Here is a 22,032-nt window from a genome sequence, read left to right as displayed (position 1 = left end):
CCTTACTCCACGTATAACCAATCTGCCATAGTAGAGCGACTTTGCTCTAACTGATTTTGCCAAGTGCCTTCGCCCACCACGGTAGGTTTTAATAAAATGATAAGTTCTTTTTTGATTTCTCGGTCACGCTTGTTTTTAAACAGATTGCCCAGGCCCGGAATGTCGCCTAGCAGTGGTGTTTTGCTGACTTCGGTGCTTTTGATGGTTTGCATCAGGCCGCCAATCACGACCACTTCACCCGATTGCGCTTTAATGATGGTATCGGACTCTCGAATCGTGCTTTGAGCCAAGGGCAACACAATGCGTTCTTCGTTCAGGGTAACGACTTTTTCTTGCTCTTCCGTCTCAATCACCGACGGATGAATATGCAGCAAAATAGAGCCGTTTTGGTCAATCTGTGGGGTAACATCAAGGGCGATGCCTGAGAAGAATGGCGTTAGCTCAATATCGGGAACAACCGATGTCGCATTTGCAGTAATGGTGTTTTGACTTGAGATGTCGGTCACAAAATACTCATCATCACCGACTTTTATCACTGCTTTTTGATTGTTGATTGCTGTCACTCTGGGGCTGGACAGTACTTGTACATCGCCTTGGGTGGATAATAAATCAACTACACCACCAAAGTCTTCATTGTTAAATGAAAGCGATGTTACGCCGCCAAGCGCAGCCGATATAGAATTACCCAATATGCCAGCAGTTGTTGAAAACTGGAGGTCAGTGCTACCGATGTTCGATACAATTTGATTCCAATTGATCCCTTGTTGGTATTCATCTGCAAGCTCGACCTCTAAAATTCTTGCTTCGATCACTACCTGTCGCGTCAAATTCTCTTCGGTGCTGCTCAAAAACTTGCGAATCGTTTTAAGCTCGTCTGGATAGGCGCGTACCGTCACCAAACCGGCCTGAGGCGACACAAGCACTGTGCGATTGGAATCACCGTCATCTGAAATCATCGCGCGCAGGCTTTCTTCTAAGTTTTCCCAAAAATTGGTTTCGATGCTGGTACTTATCATGGTGCCGTTGTTACCTACATTGCCACCCATCATATTGCCGCCTTGTTGGCTGCCTAATCCGGCACTCCCCTGCAAGCCAGCGCCTGCAAAGTTATTGAAACCTTGATTGCCAAACGCGCCACCCTGTTGGTTATTGCCGCCATTTTGGGCCACGCCACCAGAGATGATGCTAGTTTGAGTGTTGCCGTTTCGTTGCATTATCAGGTAATTAACGGGGAAGGTTTCTGTGCGCATACCAGTCGGCATGATGCGGTAAATTGTCCCTTTTTTCTCAACATGGTAGCCGTAAAGGTCGGATACCAAAGAAAAAATGCTATCCAGAGATACCTGTTTCAAATCCAATGAAATACTGCCGTCAACTTCCGGATGTATAGCGACCGAATAAGGCGTATCTTTTACCAGGCCTGCAAAAAACGAGGCTGCATCTACTGAACGGGCATTAATGTCATATTTTTCTTGCGCAATTAAGTCGGTGCCAGCGGTTGCTTGCAATGGGTTGAGCAAGGTCTGCGAAACTGAATCAGGTAGCCGAGTTAAGGCCGCCGTGTCGTCAGCATTTACCACAGATGGAGTGACTTTAGCGGGCGCATCTGTACTTATGTTAGCAATCTCATTTGCCAAATGTTGCTCAACATGACTTTTATTAGTATTGCTGCAGCCTAACAGTACAAAGGCGCAGGCAAATCCACTTACACTGAATCGTAAAAACTGCTTGTTCATTTTACTACCTGCTTACTCATTGAAGAGTTGTTCTGCACGCTGAGTACGATGTCATCCTTACTCAAACTTGTGTCGATTTTAGACAAGTGTCCAAGTGTCACTTCTTGGTCGTTAATCATCATCACTTGCATCCCCATGATCTGGTCGCCTTGGGCAAGCACCTCGCCATTCACCACCGCGTAACGCCTTGCATCACGCGTAAATATTGCGCTTAAGTTAAAGCCTACATTTTTTTGCAAAGGCTGAAGCTGCTGCACGATGACACTGGGTGGTCTTGTTGGGTCTTGGCTGACACTACTTGGTGTTTGCTTGGCGAAAACAAGCCCCTGTAAAAACACGGTAGCCAGCATAAGGCTGAAAAATACAAATAGGGTAAATAGAACAGCTTTGCTTTTAGTTAACACCGATGAATGCCTCGCTCGTGCTTAATGTAAATACCTCAAGCTCAGTGGTAGCAAGAGGATGCGTGTCAACGCTGTAGCGTAATGACTTCCAATAGAGCTGCCATTTCAAACGCTCAGCATCTGCAAAAAAGTCGCGCGTTTGAAAATAGTCACCTTGAAATCGAATCCGAATACCTTGTCGGTAGAGTGCTGTTTCTTCTATCTGTCCCTGATCCTCAAATACCGGCGTTGGCGCAATTGACTCCATTTGCATTAACTCTAAGCCTTGAGCGCGTTCAAATAACTGCTCTAACAACATGGGCATAGCTTTAGGCGAAACGAGTTGCCCAAGCTCATCGTCAAACAGTGAATCTGCATGCGCAAGCTGGTTTTCAATCGCTTGGATCTGTCCCTTGGTAGCTGCATCAGGATCTTGATGCACGCTCTGAATTAAAGCAGCGCTAGTTTCCTGCAAATTCAACAATTGCAACTGCTGACTCACGATTTGTGCTTGCTCTCGTTTGATTTGCACATAAAGAGGTTCAAGCACTAGCATGACCATTAAAAATAGCATCACACAAGGTAAGGCAAAAAAAACCAGACGCTTCTCTCTATTGCCAAGTGCATCAAATTTTTCGATGGCAAGCTTAAAACTACTTTGCTGCGGGCGTGTTGATTTACTTTGAGTCATCATGACGCCCCTGAGAAGCAAGCTTAAGTGCACCTGTACCGGCGATGCCTGCTTCACTCTTTAATTGAAAAGTTAAGTCTTCTTCGTTCCTATCAAGCACCGCTTCGTCGAACTCTTTGCCTTCAAAAAATACCGTTCCGCTTAAATCGGCAATCCATTGGGTTAAGGCAGAGGGTTTTGATACGCTGCCGTTAATCAATAGCGCATCCTCATCCACAGTAAATGAACGAATCCAGACGTGTTGAGAATTGGCATTTGCAAAGGCGTCAAATAAATTGGAGAAGCCACTTTGCTTCATATCCCCAAGGTCTTGAACTTTTCTGAGCAATGCATCTTTTGCGGCCAATTCGCGTTGCAATTGCGCTAGCTTGGCGCCCAGGACGGCATTGCCGGTGCGGGTTTGTAAGGCATTGGTCAGGTCGTTGATGCTTTGCTGCTCAGTGGCAATACTTTGTGTGACCCTCGACATTTCTGATTCAAGGCTGGTTTGCCAACTATATAATGCAGCAAATCCGGCCAAACAAAGCGCAAGCACGCAAGCCGATATAGCGAACATATTCACACCGGTAAGCCACTCAAACTTAGGGTGAAAGGCTTTGTGATAAAGATTGATATTAAACTTCATGAGCAGGCTCCTGACTTTGACCTGTCTCGTTTTGCACCGCGTGCGATGAAGACTCATGGGAAAGGGCTGCACCCAAGCAGCTAAAACTTGCCATTTTAAAATTTAGCTGAGGTGCACATTGAAGTTGTGGGCTAAGCACGTCACAAGGTAGACCCATGGACTCTGCAATCATATTGCAAACATGTTCAGCGTGATTAGTATCCAATTTAACTAAAATTTGCTTAACAGGGGCTTGGCGAAGCTGACTTTCAAAGTAATCCATCGAGCGCTGGATTTGCACCGCAAGTGAGTCAATAACACCCATGTTGAGCTCATCAATGGTAAAGCTACTGATGTTATCTAAACCCGTGAGTCGTCTACTAAAATACAGTTTTTTATCTTTTATGATGTTCAGAACTACGTCTTCGCCATGCTCTTGAACCAAGGTGATAACGGCTTGATTGCTGTGTTCAAGTAATTGCGTAGTCGCGAGCTCTTCGACCGTAATACTCTTTAAATCAAGCTGAGCATTGTAAATAGCTCGGCTTAATTTTTTGATTTCTTTAGCGGCGATAGCGACTACGAGTACTTTATTTTGCCCCGCTACTTGCGCTGGCATTTGGGTGTAGTCATAGGTCATATCGACATTGCTGCCAATAATTTCCTGCAGTGGCCATTTAAGTGCGCCATGCAGTTCCTGTTCAGGTACCTGAGGAGAGTCTAACTGATGCATTTTGTACCAGTGAGATGTCAGCGTGAAATAACAAGGAGTGCCTTGCAGCTTATGCTGTTTGACATATTCGGCCAAATCATTAGCCCAAGACTTATGGGTAAAACTTGCGTCTAAGACCCATTCAAGACCATCGCCCGATTCTCGCAAGGCACACAGCAACACTTGCTCTGCCGTGAATGCAATGCCGACGGAATAAAAAGCGCTGGGCTTTCTAAACTTCTGGTTTAAATACTGTTTCCAACTAATGCGCATAGTTCTCAGTTCTGTTTTATTTGCATTTTTTCCATATTGTGAGTGATCAGCTCACCGCCAAAAATGCGTCAAATTGACGTAAGCAAAGCCACAAAAGCACCATCAAAGCCTGCTATTAGGCAGACAACATGCAAAACAATTGCCAAAACTAAAGCAGCGTTGAAATAACTTCGAACAATAGAGCCTTTATGCCTTCTCTACAGCTTATCGGCGGACGCTGAGAATGGTTTAGGGGGGAACTAAGTGCGGGTTATTAGATTCATTAATTTAACAAGTCCGTAACACTTTTTTGCTTTGTCCTGTACATGTTTGCCCATCTTACCTATGGTAAAAAAGCTGGCTCATGGAAAGAGCACACTAATTAACGGGACAGCAAACAGACATGAGTTTACGCGGTTTATACCTGCGGATGACTTTCATTGTGCAGCGAGTCTCTCGCACGCTTTTCTTTTCTGCACGCATCTGCTTTTTGCTGTTACCGCACCTTCTGACTTATGCGCACTCGATGCACTGCATCATATATTCAAGACTCAATGTGAACGCATTTAGTTTAAAAATTGCGTTTGCAACACACACAGGATGAAAAATGAAACAGCATTTAATCAACATGGCGGCTTTGCTATTTTTGCTTAGCCTATCTATGCAAAGTTTTGCCGGCACGGTTCGCCTGCAGGAAAATTGGGGCCAGCGTTATCTGACTGCATCAAGCAAAGACGCTTGGAGTTTGGTAAAAGTCGCTGATGATCAGCCCACTTGGAGTTCTCAGCAATGGCAAGAAGAAAACTTGGGCAACGGTATATATCGTTATAAGAATACTTGGAGCGGGCACTACCTCACCGCAACCGCCGAGGGCGCAGGTGCAGAAGTAAAAACCGCCCCTCTCAACGCAGCCTGGGGAAGCCAAAAGTGGCGCAGACAAAGCGCAGGCAATAACCAGGTAAGACTGCAAAATGTATGGACGGCTACATATCTCAACGCCACCGCCGACAGTAATTGGGCAGATACAATAATGGCTAACTATAGAGCGGACTGGGGCAGTATGCGCTTCACTCGAAGCATTGTTGGCGATGGGGGTGATGATGGCGGTGGCGATGACGGTGGCAATGAAGGCAATCCCAAAGATCAGAGCTCCACTCATAACTACGGCCATGCGCTGCAGCTAACGCCGCTGTTTTTTGCCGCAAATCAGTTTGGCACATTAACCGATACGCGCCTTCCGTGGCGACAAAATTCCTATACTGACGGCGATTTATCGGGTGGTTGGGGAGATGCTGGCGATAATATTTTATTTGGCAAAGCACAATTCTCTGCCATTGCGGCGACCTGTATAACCGCCTATTTCTTTGAAGATGAACTGAAAGAGCTTGGCCAATATGATGAAATTCAAAAGCAAGCGCAACACGGTATCGACTTCTTGCTCAAAGCGCATGAACGCGACAGTAATGGCAATACGCAGTCACTTGTTGTGCAGCTATCCGATAGCGCAACTGATCACCCAAAATGGTTAACGCTAGAGCAAACCACACACTGGCGCCCCGTTTATCGTGTGGATAAAAACAAGCACGGAAGCGACTATGCCGCGCTCGCTGCCGCTGCCATGGGTTTTTGTTCAAAAGTGCTTGAGGGTAGCTACCCAAATACGCTTAAAAACCAATCTCAAAAATTACTTGAGTTTGCCAAAAACAATCGCGGTTTAGGCGAGAACAACGGCGTAGTGACTGTATATAAAAACTCCAATGGCGATGAAGATGAACTGGCACTAGGCGCGTTAGGCGTTTACCTTGCCACCGGCAATACAAGTCATAGAAACTATGCAAATACGATTATGGACGATAGCTATTTGAGTATGTGGGCAGCAGGCTTTGAGCATCAAGAGCAACTGGTCAGCACCTTGCTATCGATTTGGGGAAACTACCCTGATCGTGAGCGTGAAGTAAAAACCTATTTTGACACTTGGAAAAATGCTGGCGCAGATCTCAAGCGCACCTCGGGCGGCTACGTGCTTCACGATAGCAATAATTGGGGCTCCAGCGGCAGCGTTGCGCCTGCATTAATGACCATGTCAATTTATGCCAAGGCTAAAAACAACAGCTCGTGGGATACACATATCAAATCGCAGGTGGATTATTTACTCGGTTCTAATCCAGTCAATATGAGTTACATATGCGGCTTCAATACCAATAGTAACTGTACGCAGATTCACCATCGGGGCGCCAGCGGCGGCGCTAATTTTGACGGCGTTAACAAAAACATGCTGTGGGGTGCTCTGTTAGGCGGCGTGACCGAAAACGACTATGATTTTGTGGATGATCACGGCAACTGGACGGGTAACGAGCCAACGGTTGACTATAACTCTACCATTCAGGCACCGCTCATTTATATGTATAAGAAACATGGCGGCAAACCGCTTTCAAACTCTGCCTTACAGTCTAAGCTAGACAGTTGGAACGGCTTTGATTAGTCACGTCTTAGTACCGACTTAAGGCAAGGATCTTAGAAACCGTCCGCTACACAGGGCGGTTTTTCATTTTTACAGACCCCTAGAGCGTGTTTATTTGTCAATCGGGGCTTTGAGCACTAAACTTTGACTTCTTAAACGAAACACCCATGCTCTCGCAGCATGAGACGAGGTTGTGTATGAAGGTATCTAAGTGCATTCTAAGGCCTGCATGTTTAGCCTTTGGCGTATTTATACTCGTAAGCAAGCCGTTTTTTGCACTCGCTCAAACACCTAGTAATACATTGGCAACTGACGCAAATAACCTAAGCTTTGAAAAGCGAGCGCCTAACAAGCTTCAGGCATCGACTCATCAACAGGAACTTTTTGAAACTCAGCAGTATCTTGAGCAAAAAATAAGTGACATAGAGGCCGCAAACGGCGTACATCATGTCGATGTAAGTACACATTTATTCATCTTAGCCCAAATCTATCGAGAGCAAGGTGATAAGGTCAAAGCGCGAAATACGTTTGAAAGAAGTTTAGAAGTACACCGCATGAACCACGGCCTTTATGACGCCAGTCAATTTGCCATTGTTGAAGAGCTTATTGCGACCAATCGTTTGCTTGAGAGTTGGATCGATGTGAATAGTAATTATGAGTATTTGTACTGGCTTCATCGCCGCGTATATAAAGACGATGAGAACAAGCTAATCGACATTTTAAATCGTGTTGTAAATTGGAAAATTGAAGCGATTGAGCGGCAGTTGTTAGGGGATCGCGAAAGCCTCGCTAAACAAGCTCGTAACCTGGCAAATAAAGCGAATAAAATCATTCGCTCAAACAATATCGCAAACGAGCAAGGCGAATAGTCAAAAGGTCATTGAGTGCCATATTCGCCGAGACAAATCTTCACACGCACTAGACTGCACCCGAGCTAAAATGGGAATGGGAATAATAATGGCTGGCATATATGACGTGCCTTTGACTTGACTAACGACCGTACTGGAAGAAGAGAGTTTATCGAGTTCCCACACATCTGCCTCATATATTGCCTCATCTTCCCAAGTAGCAAATCCAAAACAACCGCCGCCTCCAGGCCCTACCGCGCAAGATACGCCGCCAGACTCATCTATTCGTTGTGTGTTGCCATGGATCCAAACTAAATAGCGCACATTTAACTCATCAAGCTTTTCAGCAATGGCCGCCTGTTTGAGCATTTCCCCCAAATTCTTTTCATTTAGAGGTGCCACGCTCGACTCGAAAAACGGATAAAGTGCATCTGTGAAGTGTTGCTCTGGAATAACCGAAATTTGAGGCGAACGCTCGCTCAAGCTCTCTCCTACACAACTGACGTAATCCCGTTCGGTTTTAGTACGAAGAATATGACGTCGACCCAGCACCACAATCGATGATTCAGATTGTAGGTGTAAGACTGGGTCATTATTCCTCACATTCGGACTAGTTGAGCCGCAAGCGGCAAGTAAAACAGTTAACCCAAGAACAAATGCAAGTTTATATATCAACATATTGGCATCACTTTATTCCAATATCGGTGGGGTAAGTCGAAAGCCATTTTTGCACATCGGCGTTGCGCTTGAAATGAAATACGATATCTGCCCCTAAATCACGGAAGGCATTGTTTGTTGCCATTTGTAAATTGTCAGCTTTGTTATCAAACATCCCACCCTCAAATCTGCCAAAGCCCGTCGAGGGAAAACGTGCGATGAGGTTTCCGCCAGGCGATTGAAGCAAAAGCTCATACTTTATCCAAGTTTCGTAAAATGCCAGTCCGGTTTCGCTGGGCAGTGCAAATTGTATATCTTGTAGCTTGGGTATCAGTATGGCGTCATATTCATTCGTTGTTGGCGAGAGGCTATTAAGTGAATCCAATGTGGTAAACATGGGCGTTAAAAGTTTACTGAAAAATTCAGCTTTTGAAGAGCCTATGCTAATTGACCAGTTTGGTCGCTCTTCACTGTTTTCTAGATATACATAATTACGCGCCTCTTCAGGGATATAGAGACCCACATTTATGGGTAATTGCTGTACCAAAGGTGCCGGAATGTCCACTGATGTTTCAAGCTGCAAAGATCCTGCGCAACCACCCAGCAAGCTCAGCGATAGGAGCAAAAAAATCGTATGTCGCAAACGCGCTGCGCTCCAGTTGTTTTGATTACTCACCATAAGGTCATTGATAATATCGCATTTTCTCAAGTTTAAGTCTGTTATGAGTGAAAATCAGCTTAATTAGGATAATGTATTTTAAAAAAAGGACTTGGGCTTATTTAGGATGCATTTTGTCAACTAAATCGTCCAGCGAAGGGATTTCTCGTAGCTTGCGTTTCTCTCCTATATATCGGCAAGTAAATCGTGTACCTTCTTCATTTTGCTTTATTATCTGGGAATCGTAATCACAATATAGTGATGGGCTTGCTGTTATGACGATATCGCCCTTCTTACAAACATCATCTATAAGCTCTAATATAACGACCATCTTTTCGTCGAAGCAAGCATAGCTTTCCTCGGCATCAGCTGCACCTGGTATTGTTGTAAGGAATATGGATGCCAGCAATGCGAGCGCCATATGCTTTAGAGTGGTAGCTTTCATCTATTGCTCTTGTTCCTTTTAGTCTTGGCCATCTTTTGGCGTGGCCTGTTCGTCATCTTTAACTCTTATGACCGTGGCTATCACTTTGCCACAATCACAGACCTTTGGCTCCACTTCCTGATTGCACTCAGAGACAGAAATTAGAACGGAATATCATCATCAAAATCAAAATCAGGCTCTGCCATTTTCGGCGGCTGTTGAGGTTGCTGGGGTGGACGATTACCTTGACCACCTTGATTATTCGCAGGTGGTGGCTGCTGATAGCCTTGGTTAGGGTTGTTTTGATTTTGCTGAGGACGCTGCTGATACCCACCTTGTCCACCTTGAGCACCGTCAGAACGACCGCCGCCCAGCATTTGCATTTGATCAGCAATCACTTCAGTCGTGTACTTGTCGTTACCTTGTTGATCCTGCCACTTGCGCGTTTGAAGTTTACCTTCAATATAAATTTGTGAGCCTTTCTTCAAATACTCACCAGCAATCTCTGCCAGTCTGCGATACATGGTAATTCGATGCCACTCAGTGCGCTCTTGCTGTTGACCCTGCTGATCTTTCCAACTTTCACTTGTGGCAATACTCAAATTGGCAACGGCATTTCCGTTTGGCATGTACCGCACTTCAGGATCGTTGCCCAAATTGCCAACTAAAATGACTTTATTTACACCTCTTGAGGCCATTTGATTTCCTTTTTTATCTATAGTTTTTGTGCGTTGCTATAATGCAATTAAGTGTAACGCGTTTTGCTCACTTTAGGCTAGTGAATCATTACGCGAATGCTCATGAAAAACCAAAGCGAATATCCACAATGTAATTAAGTATTTGAAGTGTATGAACTGTATCTTGGTATGGTTTTGCGGCAAATGCCCCTGCAAGTGCAAGCGTTTATGATAGAAACCTTTGGGGTTTGCTAAGATAGAATCCTTGTAGTTTCGTTATTCCCATTGTTTTTAACATCTGGGCTTGTCGCTCAGTTTCGACGCCTTCAGCAACCACGTCTAAACCAAACTCGTTGGCAATAAGCAAGGTCGCTTGAATAATCGCCTCACCATTTCCCTCAAGGTTATGAACGAAACTTTTGTCAATTTTTATCGTGTCGACGGATAAGTTTTGTAGCATGGCAAGTGAGGAAAAGCCTGTACCAAAATCGTCAATCGCAAGTGAAACCCCCACATCATGAAGCGCATCGATGAGCGCAGAAACATGCGCCATGTCTTCAGCAAAAATCGACTCAGTAATTTCAAGACACAACAAATGCGCAGGTAATTTTGACTCCTCCAATGCTCTACACACAATATCAACCATGTCAGGTCGCATCAGTTGCTTGACGGAGGTATTGACTGATACGCCCTTTCCAGTCTCAGCGCTCCATTTTGCCGCATCGCGACATGCCATCAGTAATACCCATTCGCCAATGCTATTAATCAATCCATGCTTTTCCGCGATCGGAATAAATAGATCCGGTGGTATCAAGTTTTGTTGGTATTCCCATCGAAGCAAAGCCTCGGAGAAAACAGGCTCCCCTGTATGTGCATTATGTATGGGTTGATACACCAAATGCAGCTCACCGTTTTCTATCGCACTGGACAAAGCGGCTTTGAGTAAGACTTCTTGATGCAGCTTTTCATGAAGCGCCTTCGAAAATACACAGATGTTAGCTTTGTCTTGTTTTTTTTGCTCATACATCGCTTGGTCTGCCAGCAATATCAACTCGGCTGCGTCCTCACTATGCTCTGGATACATCGATATACCAATCGTTGCGCTTAGGTTAAGGATATGCTGCTCAAACATAATTGGCTTCTCGATATCGCTAATTATTTGCCTTGCCAAAGATGCAGCTTGGTCTTCATGTTGTCGTTCAAGCGTAAGAACAAATTCATCTCCGCCCCAACGACATAGCTTTACGGTATTTGAACAACGCGCTCTCAACCTTAAGGCTATAGCCTGTAAAACACGATCGCCCATGGAATGTCCGAACTGGTCATTGATGGCTTTAAAGCCATCCAAGTCAACAAACAACAGTGCAAGCACTTGCTGATTTTGCCGCATACTTTTTAGCTGCTTTGAAAAGGTCAGTGCGAAGGAGGTTCTATTCGCTAACTCAGTAAGGGGATCCTTATTTGAAAGCTCCACGACCTCGCGCGTTCTCCGTTCGACCGTTTCTGATAGCTCGTGATTGTGCGACCTAATTTGGTCCACTAGCTGACTTTGTTTAAGCACCAAGGCTTCGTTTTGATGCTTCATTTGAATTGCCGTATGGGTAAACCGCGCTGATTTTTGTCCTGAAACCACCATGACAACAGCAAAGAAGAGCCCCAATGCGCCCAATATGTTCTGGTAATGCTCAGAAGAAATAATCCCAATAACCGAGATAGGTATGATCAGCAAACTAGCATAGGAAGCTGAGAGAAGTTTGTCGGCAGCAAGCACTGTACTTGCCCCGCCCGCCATCGCAGCAAGAATGATCAGCGTCGTACAAAACTGAATAACGTCCATTTGCTCATAAAACAATACCGCATAAATTGACCACAAGATTGCGGTAGTAAACGCACCAATTCTGAACCGGATTAATGCAAATCGTTGGTCAAACAACGCACTGTTACCGAGTCGCCGCCAAACGTACCAATCGATGAGCCGCAGGGCCAAAATGAGAGACATGCATAACAACCACTGGTACTTGTTGTTGAAACTGATTGATTGCTCAAACCCCAAGGCCATGCCTGAGCTTGCTATATAGCTAATTAAAATACCCGCTAAGGAATTGCCATACAGCAAGTCTATATTGTCTTTTTTCAACTGACTCGATGGCTCGATTACGGAACTGGGCGTCAAAACGTATCCTTTTATAGCACAATGAGTGCCCAAAACAATTTGCTATGCAACTAGGGTGAGAATAACAATAAATATCGACCACGTTGGGCAAGTGCTTTAATCAAAATATTCGCAGTCTTATATTATCAAGAGTCACTATGAGAATTTGTTGTCAACCTTCACATATGTCCTTAGCTTGCTGAATGTTGAATCGTTTAGCATCTACTTTTAGATAAAACACCTGATCCTCATCATCTGCATGGACATCCTTCACTCCCGGTAAATCACTAAGCGCCTTGCTTATGTCGGTTGGATTGGAATGTATATTGGTTCTGACTGTTTCGGTGTCGGGCAATGTATTTTTAAACGGAAGCGTCACTCGCCTGAGCCGCTCAGCACTAGCAAGTCCTTTGGTAATTAATACACATAAGAAAATCACCATCAAACAAAATATGAAGCTTGTTTGCGCACTAAAATGCGTATTGAGGATTCCCGACACAACGCCACCTAAAAAGGCACCAAAAAACTGATGGCTGGCATAAATACCCATGGCGCTTCCCTTTTGACCCGCAGGCGCAAGCGATGAAACCATGGCCGGCATTTTTGCCTCTAAGAAGTTAAACCCGCCAAAAAACAAAATACCTGCGACGCAAATAGCAAAGAATGTTAGCGATTGCGTGATTAGCACAAAAAATCCGCCAGCCATAAACAACAGCGCCAACTTAAAGGAAGTGCTTATGGGCAGGTTTTTGGTGATGTGCATGAAGCCCACCAGCACCGCAATAGATGCAAAAAGCACGATAGAATAAGCCTTGTAGTGCTCTGCCAAAGGGATATCAATACCAACAAGCAATACTGGGATTTGCACGAAAAAAGTGGTTATGAGCAAATGCAGGACCAACACCGAAATATTCAGGCGCCATAATTGTGCATGCTTAAATAATCCGCCAAGCTGGTCAAGTTTGGGCAGCGAATCCCCCGTAGCATTCGACGGCTTGCCACGGGTCGTGCCATCGACCGAATTTAGCCCTTCATTCACACCAAATTTTATAATGACAAAACAGCTCAGGCTGAGCGCGGCAGTGAGTAAGAATATTCCCTGCAGGCCAATATTGGCGGCCAGTAAAGGACCAAGTAAAAGTGCAATGTAAAAAGAAAAACCTATAGAAACACCAATAATCGCCATCACTTTGGTGCGTTGACTTTCGCGAGTCACATCGCTTGCTAAGGCCATAATTGCACCGGCAATAGCGCCTGCCCCTTGTAAAATGCGACCGATAGTCAGCATCAGCATAGAATCTGCAAAGCCGGCAATTAAACTGCCGATGCAAAAGAAAGACAGACCTAAATAAATAACGGGTTTTCGACCCCATTTATCTGAAAGCACACCAAAGGGGATCTGTAAAATAGCTTGAGTAAGACCATAACCGCCCACGGCTAAGCCCACCAGCATCGGTGAATAATCATCAAAGTTTACCGCAGCAACGGCAATTACGGGGATCACCATAAATAAACCCAGCATGCGCAGTACATATACGGATGCAAGGCTAGCCGCAGCGGTGAGCTCGTGTTTGGTAAGCCTATCTGAAGACATGAAGCGTTTCGTTACCTAAGTTTTTTGATGTCGTTATGTCGGGGCGCAGTTTATCGGTTTTAAGCGCCTTTGAGTAGACCAAAAAGCAGATTGATGCGTAGAAGCATGCACTAAGTTTTACGCTTTAGAATAAGTATTTACTAATACAAACAAAGTCAGCAAAGAAGTGTGGCATAATTCGCCCTTCGCCTTTTCATCAATCAATAATAAGCAACTGAAATAAGCAAAACACTCATATGGATAAAATCGAAGTTCGCGGTGCTCGCACGCACAACCTCAAGAATATCAATATAGAACTGCCCCGAGAAAAACTCGTTGTGATCACTGGCCTCTCTGGCTCAGGCAAGTCTTCACTCGCCTTTGACACATTATACGCTGAAGGTCAGCGGCGATACGTTGAGAGTTTATCGGCCTATGCGCGTCAGTTTCTTTCGATGATGGAAAAGCCAGATGTGGATCATATTGAAGGCTTGTCGCCTGCCATATCAATTGAACAAAAGTCTACGTCTCATAACCCTCGCTCTACCGTGGGCACAATTACCGAAATCTATGATTATTTAAGGCTGTTGTTTGCGCGCGTTGGCACACCAAAATGTCCTGAACACGACGTGGCACTTGATGCACAAACCATCAGCCAAATGGTCGACAAAGTGCTTGAAATGCCAGAAGGGACAAAATTGATGCTTTTAGCCCCCGTGGTTCAAGAGCGAAAAGGCGAGCATATCAAAACGCTGGAAAGCTTGTCTGCCCAAGGCTTTATTCGTGCGCGGATTGATGGCGAGGTGTGTGATTTATCAGACCCTCCTGACTTAGACTTGCGCAAAAAGCACACCATAGAAGTAGTGGTAGACCGTTTTAAAGTGCGAGACGATTTACAGCTAAGACTGTCGGAGTCTTTTGAAACGGCGCTGAATCTCACTTCTGGCAACGCTAAAGTGGCGTTTATGGATGAGCCAGACAAAGAAGAAATCGTATTTTCTGCCAATTTTGCTTGTCCTCACTGTGGATACAGCATTACCGAGCTTGAGCCAAGAATATTTTCGTTCAACAATCCGGCTGGCGCTTGCCAAACGTGCGATGGTTTAGGGACTCGGCAGTTTTTCGACCCCCATCGTGTGGTTGGAAATGATGAACTAAGTCTGTCAGGCGGTGCTATACGCGGTTGGGATAAGCGCAGTTATTACTATTTTCAAATGCTGATGTCGGTGGCAGACCATTACGGATTTGATTTGAAAACGCCCTTTAAAGCGCTAGATGAGAATGCCCAAAATATCGTGCTTCACGGTTCAAAAGGCGTATCAATTAGGTTCAAATATATCAATGAACGCGGCGATATTATGGAGCGCAAGCACCCCTTTGAAGGGATTATCCCGAATATGGAACGTCGATATCGCGAGACGGAATCAAACACGGTGCGCGAAGAGCTGGGTAAGTATATGGCTCACCAGCATTGCAGCGAATGTTCCGGCGCTCGCCTGCGTTTAGAAGCGCGTAATGTATTTATTAACGGCACGAACTTACCTAGCATTACGCGTCGCTCCATTTCTGATGCCTTAGACTTTTTTGCCAACTTAGATTTGAGTGGGCAAAAAGCGAAAATAGCCGACAAAATCCTAAAAGAGATCAACGACCGCTTGCAGTTCTTAGTAAATGTCGGGCTTAACTATCTTTCAATGGAGCGAAGCGCCGATACGCTCTCAGGCGGCGAAGCTCAACGTATTCGTCTTGCTAGCCAAATAGGCGCAGGTTTAGTCGGCGTAATGTATGTGCTGGATGAGCCAAGCATCGGTCTTCATCAACGTGACAACGAACGTCTGTTAAAAACCTTGAGACACCTTCGGGATCTTGGCAACACGGTAATTGTAGTGGAGCACGATGAAGACGCTATTCGCGAAGCGGATTACATCGTCGATATTGGGCCCGGTGCCGGCGTACATGGCGGCGAAATTATCGCACAAGGCTCACTTGAGGACATTAAGAGCTGTGAAGCTTCTCTGACCGGTCGCTACTTAGCGGGTACAGAAGGCATTGCAGTGCCCAGCAAGCGCACGCCAACAAAAGGAAGAAAGTGGCTGAAACTTGAAGGCGCTACTGGAAACAACCTGCAATCGGTGAACCTCGCCATTCCTACGGGATTGATGACCTGCGTCACTGGCGTATCAGGCTCAGGTAAGTCAACGTTGATTAACGATACCTTCTACCGCATTGCCCAGCGAGAACTTAATCGTGCAACAGTGAATGAGCCTTCACCCTACAAGAAATGCACCGGCTTGGAGCACCTTGATAAAGTCGTAGATATTGATCAAAGCCCTATTGGCAGAACACCTCGCTCTAACCCTGCCACTTATGCTGGGATTTTTACGCCAATACGTGAAATGTTTGCTGGTACTCAGGAAGCCCGCTCGCGTGGCTACAAACCTGGTCGATTTAGCTTTAATGTGAAAGGTGGACGCTGCGAAGCTTGCCAAGGCGACGGTATGATTAAAGTGGAAATGCACTTTTTACCGGACGTTTATGTGCCATGTGATGTGTGCACAGGAAAACGTTATAATCGCGAAACTCTGGAAATTCGATACAAAAATAAAAACATCCACGAAGTGCTTGAGATGACGGTGGAAGACGCACGCGACTTTTTTGATGCTATTCCCGCTATCTCGCGTAAATTGCAAACCTTGATGGATGTCGGCTTGTCTTATATTCGACTCGGCCAGTCTGCGACCACGCTTTCAGGCGGTGAGGCGCAGCGCGTTAAATTAGCGAAAGAACTCTCAAAGCGTGATACCGGACAAACCCTATATATCTTGGATGAACCGACGACTGGGCTGCACTTTCACGATATCAAACAGCTGCTAGCGGTACTTCACAGATTAAGAGATCATGGCAATACCGTTGTCGTCATTGAGCATAATTTAGATGTGATTAAAACGGCGGATTGGATTGTAGACTTAGGACCTGAAGGCGGCTCCGGTGGTGGGCAAATTATCGCTGAAGGCACACCTGAGCATGTGTGTGACGTGGAGACCTCGCACACTGGTCACTTTTTGAAATGCCTATTGAAGAAAGCGTAAATCATGAGTGAAAACATGTTGGTCGAGACTTTCGACGTGAGATTTTACGAAACCGACGCCCTTAAACACGTTAGCAACACGGTGCTTGTAGGATGGTTTGAAGCGGCTCGCTTCCCTATCTTTAAGCTGTTTACGCCGGAATTAGACTTAGACAATTGGCCGCTCATTTTGGCGAATTACCACGTCGATTTTTTACAGCAAATCTATATGGCGCCAGCGGTAAGCGTTAAAACGGGCATACAAAAAATCGGCAACAGCTCTTTTGTTGTTTACCAAGAGCTTTGGCAAGATGAGAATTTGAAAGCTAAAGGCACTACCACTCTGGTACATTTTGACTATCAAAGCCAGCGTTCTGCGAAAATACCGGACGACATAAAAGCGCAATTAGCCGCTTTTAGCCTCTAGCGCGCGTAAAAGTTCCTATTTAAAATTAGGCATTTCCAGTAATGTGTTAACACCATGTTAATACATACTGGAAGCCCATCGTGAAACACACATTCCGCCCAAAAGCGGCAGCTGAAAGCGCCGCCTTGCTGTTATCTACGTTTGCCTTTGTACTGTTGACCGGATGCTCAAACCCCGACTCACCAAGCGAAGACGACTTGGCTTGGAAATTGGTCGAGAGCAATCATGGCGTGCGTCATGAAGCTGGTTTAGTGGCGCACAATAATTCCCTTGTGCTAATGGGTGGACGACGCGACCAGGCCATTGAGCACTATGATCTTGCTAGCAACACTTGGCAACAGCACTTCACGCCAAGCCAAGAGCTCCATCACTTCCAGCCTGTCAGCTTTCAGGATGAAATTTATATCATTGGCGCGCTTACTGGGAAATGGCCAGAAGAAGACGCTGTGGACCATGTATTGATTTATAACCCCAGTGAGGATGCTCTTCGCAAGAGCCATCCTATTCCAGCAGCGCGAAAACGCGGCGCGGCAGGTTTAGTCGAATATAATGGTGAGTTGTACATGCTCGGGGGCTTAACCAATGGTCATATGGGCGGAAGCGTGCCTTGGTTTGACCGTTACAATCCTAAAACGGGTGAGTGGGTTGCGCTTGCAGATGCCCCCACTGCGCGCGATCATTTTCAAGCGGTGGTAGTCGACAACAAGCTCTACGCAATGGCGGGACGGCAAACGTCGCATGCAACCGGCGAAGGCATGTCTTTAACTCAAGCCCAAGTCGATGTTTTCGATTTTGTTACTCAAACATGGTCAACACTGCCCGCAGACAAGAACATTGCTGTTCCGCGCGCTGGCAATATGGCGATCGCATTGGGTCAGCACATTTTAATCGGTGGTGGTGAGTCTACCGCACAAAAAATAGCGCACAACGAGGTCAACTTGTTTGATACTCGCACGCAAACATGGACAAGTGCACCCACTTTAAATCTTGGCCGTCACGGCACAGGCTTCGGCATTATCGACGACACATTAATCACCGTTTCAGGTAGCGGAAATGCCGGCGGCGCGCCTGAGCTTAACAGCTTGGAACACATTTCAGTGTCAGGTCTGGTCGATCAATATTCATTATCTGATGCTCAAAAGCAAAGTCCTATAGTCATTGCTTTTGGGCGAGCCATTGAAGTCAATATACTCGGCAAACAAGTGTCTGAGTCTGACGAAATTAATCCCTTCGTTGACTACCTTATGGAAGTCGAATTTACTCATGAAAGTGGAACGGTAGTTAGGGTTGAGGGTTATTTTGCCGGCGATGGTGACGCAGCCAATAGCGGCGCCGACTCTGGCCAAGTTTGGCGCACCAAGTTTACGCCTCAGCTCAAAGGCACATGGCAGTATCGTGCTAGCCTGTATGAAGGAAGTGACGTTGTGCTTGCATCCCAAGAGCTGCTTAACGAGTCAACTGTGGTGAACACTAGTGAAGGCAGCTTTATCATTGGTGAGAGTGAACCCAATGCAGGTTTTTTTGCCACCAATGGTCAGGTTGATTTAAAAGACGGTTACTTTTATTTCCCTCATACTGATAAATACTGGATAAAAGTGGGCAGCAACAGCCCTGAAAACTTTTTGTCTTTTCATGAAATTGACGGCACCTATCGCGCTTCACAGCAAGCAAGAGAGGGCGAAGCAAAAGCGCCCGATTACATTCATGAGTTCGAAGCTCACCTTCAAGATTGGCGAGAAGGCGATGCGATATGGCAAGCACAAAATGGCAGTGGTAAAGGGAAAGGCATCATTGGTGCAGTTAATTACCTAGCGGATATGGGTATGCAATCACAGTATTTTCTGTCAATGAATATCGATGGCGACGGTCGCGACGTGTGGCCATATACCACACATGATGAATTTGAACGTTTCGATATCAGCAAACTCGACCAATGGGATATGGTGTTTTCCCACCTTCAGCGCAGGGGTATGTTACTGCATGTAGTCACGCAAGAGACCGAAAACGAGCTCTTATTGGATGGCGGCAATACCGAACGCTTGCGGAAATTGTACTATCGCGAACTGATTGCTCGCTTCGGTTATCACAATGGCCTGATCTGGAATTTAGGCGAAGAAAATGGCCCTGCTCAATGGTCACCCAATGGTCAAACAGACGAGCAGCGAATAGCTATGGCAGCGTATTTTGCTAAAAATGACCCGCACAATAATCCCGTGTTTTTGCATACTTTGCCAAGCTCATATGACAAAGATCAGATCCTTCCTCCCGTCTTTAACAGCGATATAGATGCCATTTCATTTCAAGTTGATAATCGCGAAACCGTGTTTGCTGAAATCCTCAAGTGGCGAGCATTATCAAAAGAAAACAATGTCAATGACGGACAAGGTTGGCCAATCACGATGGACGAAATTGGCACTTGGCAAATTGGCGCTATGGTGGATGCAGATGACCCAAACCATGACGAAATTCGACGCCATGCATTGTGGGGTGCATTGCTAGCTGGCGCGACGGGTGTAGAGTGGTATTTTGGTGCACATCAGCCTCATAATGATTTGTCGTCTGAAGATTTTCGTGTACGAGAAAACTTATGGCGCGTTACCCGTATTGCTGCCGACTATTTTAACGCGCTGCATAGTCAGCAAATATCGATAGCTGACCTCACGCCACATGCGCAAGCGTCAAGCGGCGTGCTTTATGAAGCAAGCATTAATGCTCAACGAATAGCTTATGTACTCGACACAAGTGATAGGGTTGTGTTTGATGTGCCTTCGGATGTTTATCAAGTGCAGTGGATGGACCCAATTACCGGTACACGCACACCAACACAGAATACTGAAGCGAATGTACAGGGTGTGTTAAGCATATCTAAACCACAGGCACTATCAGGACGCGATGCGGTAGTAAGTATTCTTCCCATTCCTTAGGCAAGCTTGCTTGCTATTCAGCATCTAAAAAAATGCCCGCTTAATGCGGGCAATTTCAACATGGTAGGCGCTTAGCGCTCTTATTATCAGCTTCAAACAAGCATCAGTACTTGAACTGACGCATGATTTGGCTAAAGTCTTCGGACAGTTGCTCAAGCTCGTGGCTCACATGCGTAAGTTTCTCTGAGCTAGACGCAGTATCTTCCGTACGGTTATTGATTTCAACTACATTATGGCTGATGGACGCAGCAACGGATTGCTGTTCGCCAGTTGATTTCGCGATTTGATCGTTCATTAAGGTGATACGACTAATAGTATCGGTTATCGCACCTAAACTGTTACCCGCTTTATTAGCTTCATCAACGCTCAACGATGCTTGCTCCGTGCCTTTTGCCATCACAGTTACAGCAGAGCGGGCAGCATTTTGTAGCTGTTCAATCGTTGATTGAATCTCTTCTGTTGATTGCTGCGTGCGAGAGGCCAAGGTTCTCACCTCATCGGCAACTACGGCAAATCCCCTACCCTGCTCACCTGCACGCGCGGCTTCAATTGCGGCGTTAAGTGCAAGTAGATTAGTTTGTTCAGCAATGCCTTTAATCACGTCAAGCACTACACCTACCTGATTACTGTCTTCTTCGAGCTTTTTGATGACCACGGCCGTCTCATCTACGCGAGCCGCTAGTGACTGAATACTAGAGACAGTTTGGTTAACGACACGCTGACCGTCATCCGCTGCGCCAGACGCTTCGCTAGCGGCTTGCGCGGCCTCGTTCGCGCTTTCAGCAACGGCATTAACACTTGTCGTCATATCATCAACGGCCGCTTTCGCATCTGCCGCTGACATTTGCTGAGCAGAAATGGTAGAGCGCGCGTCGGTCGATACTTGATTCAGATTATCAGCAAGTGAGGCCAAGGGTTGACTAGCAGCACCAATATCTTTTACTACGGTCTGTAATTTTTCAACAAACTGATTAAACCAATGCACCAAGTCGCCAATTTCATCTTTGTTAGCGGTTCGGATCCGCACAGTCAAGTCACCATCTTCTTGAGCGATGTCTTTAAGCGAATTAACGACATTTAAAATGCTTGAGCGCAGATTGCGAACAATAGGGATAGCAACAGCCAGGAGTATAAATGCTGTGACTAAACCCATAACAATACCAATTTGACTTAGACGCTGTGCAGCGTTATTTGATGTTTCAATAGCACCTTCAAAATCGTTAAGCTGGGCGTCGCTAAACTCTGAAAGTTGCATTTGGGCCGTGTCAAAATAATCATTCATTTCTTGGGTAAGCTGGGCAAGCTTGGAAAAATCAGCGGTGTTGTTCACCATGGATTCACTTACACTGAAAGCGACATCAAAATAGGCAGAGAAATTCTCTAATATCGGAGTCACTTTTTCAGACAGGCTGCTATCAAGCGATTGGATAGCGCGGAGATTTTTGAGGGTTATGTCAGCCTCAACTTGCGCTTTACCCAATGATTCTTCATCACCTGTGGTTACGGCAGCGCTCAAGCTCGATTTTACATTTTCCATATTGACTAGAGCATTTCTGGACGCAAGTAATGCTGGAAACTGCATTTGCCGCGCGTTTTCCAGCAAGTTTACGTTGTTGCTAGCGGTCGTCGCGGTAAAACCGACAAAAATGACAAAGCTGATAATTGCCAGCGCAGGGATCGCAAATAATTTCTGTGCGATACTGAGTTGTGCTAAAAAGCGTGCGAAAAATTTCATAGTGTACCCATTTAATATAAGCCCTAGTTTGAAACCAGAACTCAAATGAGC

At 45.7% G+C, this 22,032-nt stretch carries 17 protein-coding genes; 5 read left to right on the top strand and 12 right to left on the bottom strand.

The annotated features are described in order from the left end of the window. Window positions 1-2: 2 nt before the first annotated feature. Genes mshL through PN836_RS15325 form a run of 5 tightly spaced genes read right to left on the bottom strand, consistent with a single transcriptional unit; the run spans window position 3 to window position 4,399 of the window. Window positions 3-1,736, bottom strand: coding sequence for a pilus (MSHA type) biogenesis protein MshL (mshL, locus tag PN836_RS15345; RefSeq protein WP_395339852.1), 1,734 nt, complete (start codon window positions 1,734-1,736; stop codon window positions 3-5). After that, window positions 1,733-2,140 carry a hypothetical protein gene (locus PN836_RS15340; protein ID WP_395339850.1) on the bottom strand — a complete coding sequence of 136 codons (408 nt, stop codon included), beginning with the start codon at window positions 2,138-2,140 and terminating at the stop codon, window positions 1,733-1,735. Before PN836_RS15340 ends, mshL begins: the two co-directional genes overlap by 4 nt. Then, window positions 2,130-2,813: a type 4a pilus biogenesis protein PilO gene (gene pilO, locus PN836_RS15335; protein WP_395339849.1), complete on the bottom strand. Its 684-nt coding sequence runs from the start codon at window positions 2,811-2,813 to the stop codon at window positions 2,130-2,132. The genes PN836_RS15340 and pilO overlap by 11 nt, the downstream gene beginning before the upstream one ends. Next, window positions 2,797-3,435: a PilN domain-containing protein gene (locus PN836_RS15330; RefSeq protein WP_395339846.1), complete on the bottom strand. Its 639-nt coding sequence runs from the start codon at window positions 3,433-3,435 to the stop codon at window positions 2,797-2,799. The genes pilO and PN836_RS15330 overlap by 17 nt, the downstream gene beginning before the upstream one ends. Further along, on the bottom strand, window positions 3,425-4,399 hold the full coding sequence (locus tag PN836_RS15325; RefSeq protein ID WP_395339839.1) for a biogenesis protein MshI: 975 nt from the start codon (window positions 4,397-4,399) through the stop codon (window positions 3,425-3,427). The genes PN836_RS15330 and PN836_RS15325 overlap by 11 nt, the downstream gene beginning before the upstream one ends. 586 nt (window positions 4,400-4,985) lie before the next feature. Here PN836_RS15325 and PN836_RS15320 point away from each other — a divergent pair. Both PN836_RS15320 and PN836_RS15315 read left to right on the top strand, forming a co-directional pair. Beyond that, the gene (locus PN836_RS15320) at window positions 4,986-6,860 is read left to right on the top strand and encodes a glycoside hydrolase family 9 protein (protein ID WP_395339837.1); all 1,875 of its coding nucleotides are present in this window, start codon (window positions 4,986-4,988) and stop codon (window positions 6,858-6,860) included. A 176-nt stretch (window positions 6,861-7,036) separates the two neighbouring features. Next, window positions 7,037-7,708 carry a tetratricopeptide repeat protein gene (locus PN836_RS15315; protein WP_395339834.1) on the top strand — a complete coding sequence of 224 codons (672 nt, stop codon included), beginning with the start codon at window positions 7,037-7,039 and terminating at the stop codon, window positions 7,706-7,708. Here the strand turns inward: PN836_RS15315 and PN836_RS15310 are convergent, their stop codons facing one another. From PN836_RS15310 to PN836_RS15285, 6 genes are all read right to left on the bottom strand, one after another. Further along, window positions 7,709-8,365, bottom strand: coding sequence for a hypothetical protein (locus PN836_RS15310; RefSeq protein WP_395339831.1), 657 nt, complete (start codon window positions 8,363-8,365; stop codon window positions 7,709-7,711). 7 nt (window positions 8,366-8,372) lie between these two features. Next, the gene (locus PN836_RS15305) at window positions 8,373-9,053 is read right to left on the bottom strand and encodes a hypothetical protein (protein WP_395339829.1); all 681 of its coding nucleotides are present in this window, start codon (window positions 9,051-9,053) and stop codon (window positions 8,373-8,375) included. 67 nt (window positions 9,054-9,120) lie between these two features. After that, a complete protein-coding gene (locus PN836_RS15300; RefSeq protein WP_395339826.1) occupies window positions 9,121-9,447 on the bottom strand; it encodes a hypothetical protein in 327 nt (108 codons plus the stop codon). Window positions 9,448-9,587: 140 nt separating this feature from the next. Further along, entirely contained in the window at window positions 9,588-10,124 is a 537-nt protein-coding gene (gene ssb / locus PN836_RS15295; protein WP_395339824.1) for a single-stranded DNA-binding protein, read from the bottom strand. 205 nt (window positions 10,125-10,329) lie between these two features. Then, the gene (locus PN836_RS15290) at window positions 10,330-12,276 is read right to left on the bottom strand and encodes a putative bifunctional diguanylate cyclase/phosphodiesterase (protein WP_395339821.1); all 1,947 of its coding nucleotides are present in this window, start codon (window positions 12,274-12,276) and stop codon (window positions 10,330-10,332) included. Window positions 12,277-12,427: 151 nt separating this feature from the next. Beyond that, complete coding sequence (locus tag PN836_RS15285; RefSeq protein ID WP_395339818.1) at window positions 12,428-13,849, bottom strand: MFS transporter; 1,422 nt, start codon at window positions 13,847-13,849, stop codon at window positions 12,428-12,430. 236 nt (window positions 13,850-14,085) lie between these two features. On the opposite strand from PN836_RS15285, the gene uvrA reads away from it, so the two are divergent. The 3 genes from uvrA to PN836_RS15270 all read left to right on the top strand — a co-directional run bounded on the left by uvrA (window position 14,086) and on the right by PN836_RS15270 (window position 20,246). Next, window positions 14,086-16,917: an excinuclease ABC subunit UvrA gene (uvrA, locus tag PN836_RS15280; protein WP_395339816.1), complete on the top strand. Its 2,832-nt coding sequence runs from the start codon at window positions 14,086-14,088 to the stop codon at window positions 16,915-16,917. Window positions 16,918-16,932: 15 nt separating this feature from the next. After that, window positions 16,933-17,322 carry an acyl-CoA thioesterase gene (locus tag PN836_RS15275; RefSeq protein ID WP_395345698.1) on the top strand — a complete coding sequence of 130 codons (390 nt, stop codon included), beginning with the start codon at window positions 16,933-16,935 and terminating at the stop codon, window positions 17,320-17,322. Window positions 17,323-17,402: 80 nt separating this feature from the next. Beyond that, window positions 17,403-20,246 (top strand): DUF5060 domain-containing protein, encoded by a 2,844-nt coding sequence (locus PN836_RS15270; RefSeq protein ID WP_395339814.1) that lies wholly within the window; start codon window positions 17,403-17,405, stop codon window positions 20,244-20,246. A gap of 103 nt (window positions 20,247-20,349) precedes the next feature. Here the strand turns inward: PN836_RS15270 and PN836_RS15265 are convergent, their stop codons facing one another. Further along, window positions 20,350-21,981, bottom strand: a complete 1,632-nt coding sequence (locus PN836_RS15265) for a methyl-accepting chemotaxis protein (RefSeq protein ID WP_395339811.1) — start codon at window positions 21,979-21,981, stop codon at window positions 20,350-20,352. Window positions 21,982-22,032: the final 51 nt, after the last annotated feature.

Source organism: Ningiella algicola, assembly GCF_028401415.2.
Lineage (GTDB): Bacteria > Pseudomonadota > Gammaproteobacteria > Enterobacterales > Alteromonadaceae > Glaciecola.
This window is presented reverse-complemented; position numbering and strand designations above follow the sequence as displayed.

What these genes read in the sequence shown, in the direction of transcription:
- PN836_RS15310 (WP_395339831.1), bottom strand. Translation starts at nt 8,365, where the DNA reads ATGTTGATATATAAACTTGCATTTGTTCTTGGGTTAACTGTTTTACTT.
- pilO (WP_395339849.1), bottom strand. Translation starts at nt 2,813, where the DNA reads ATGATGACTCAAAGTAAATCAACACGCCCGCAGCAAAGTAGTTTTAAG.
- ssb (WP_395339824.1), bottom strand. Translation starts at nt 10,124, where the DNA reads ATGGCCTCAAGAGGTGTAAATAAAGTCATTTTAGTTGGCAATTTGGGC.
- PN836_RS15265 (WP_395339811.1), bottom strand. Translation starts at nt 21,981, where the DNA reads ATGAAATTTTTCGCACGCTTTTTAGCACAACTCAGTATCGCACAGAAA.
- PN836_RS15275 (WP_395345698.1), top strand. Translation starts at nt 16,933, where the DNA reads ATGTTGGTCGAGACTTTCGACGTGAGATTTTACGAAACCGACGCCCTT.
- mshL (WP_395339852.1), bottom strand. Translation starts at nt 1,736, where the DNA reads ATGAACAAGCAGTTTTTACGATTCAGTGTAAGTGGATTTGCCTGCGCC.
- PN836_RS15315 (WP_395339834.1), top strand. Translation starts at nt 7,037, where the DNA reads ATGAAGGTATCTAAGTGCATTCTAAGGCCTGCATGTTTAGCCTTTGGC.
- PN836_RS15330 (WP_395339846.1), bottom strand. Translation starts at nt 3,435, where the DNA reads ATGAAGTTTAATATCAATCTTTATCACAAAGCCTTTCACCCTAAGTTT.
- uvrA (WP_395339816.1), top strand. Translation starts at nt 14,086, where the DNA reads ATGGATAAAATCGAAGTTCGCGGTGCTCGCACGCACAACCTCAAGAAT.
- PN836_RS15285 (WP_395339818.1), bottom strand. Translation starts at nt 13,849, where the DNA reads ATGTCTTCAGATAGGCTTACCAAACACGAGCTCACCGCTGCGGCTAGC.
- PN836_RS15325 (WP_395339839.1), bottom strand. Translation starts at nt 4,399, where the DNA reads ATGCGCATTAGTTGGAAACAGTATTTAAACCAGAAGTTTAGAAAGCCC.
- PN836_RS15320 (WP_395339837.1), top strand. Translation starts at nt 4,986, where the DNA reads ATGAAACAGCATTTAATCAACATGGCGGCTTTGCTATTTTTGCTTAGC.
- PN836_RS15300 (WP_395339826.1), bottom strand. Translation starts at nt 9,447, where the DNA reads ATGAAAGCTACCACTCTAAAGCATATGGCGCTCGCATTGCTGGCATCC.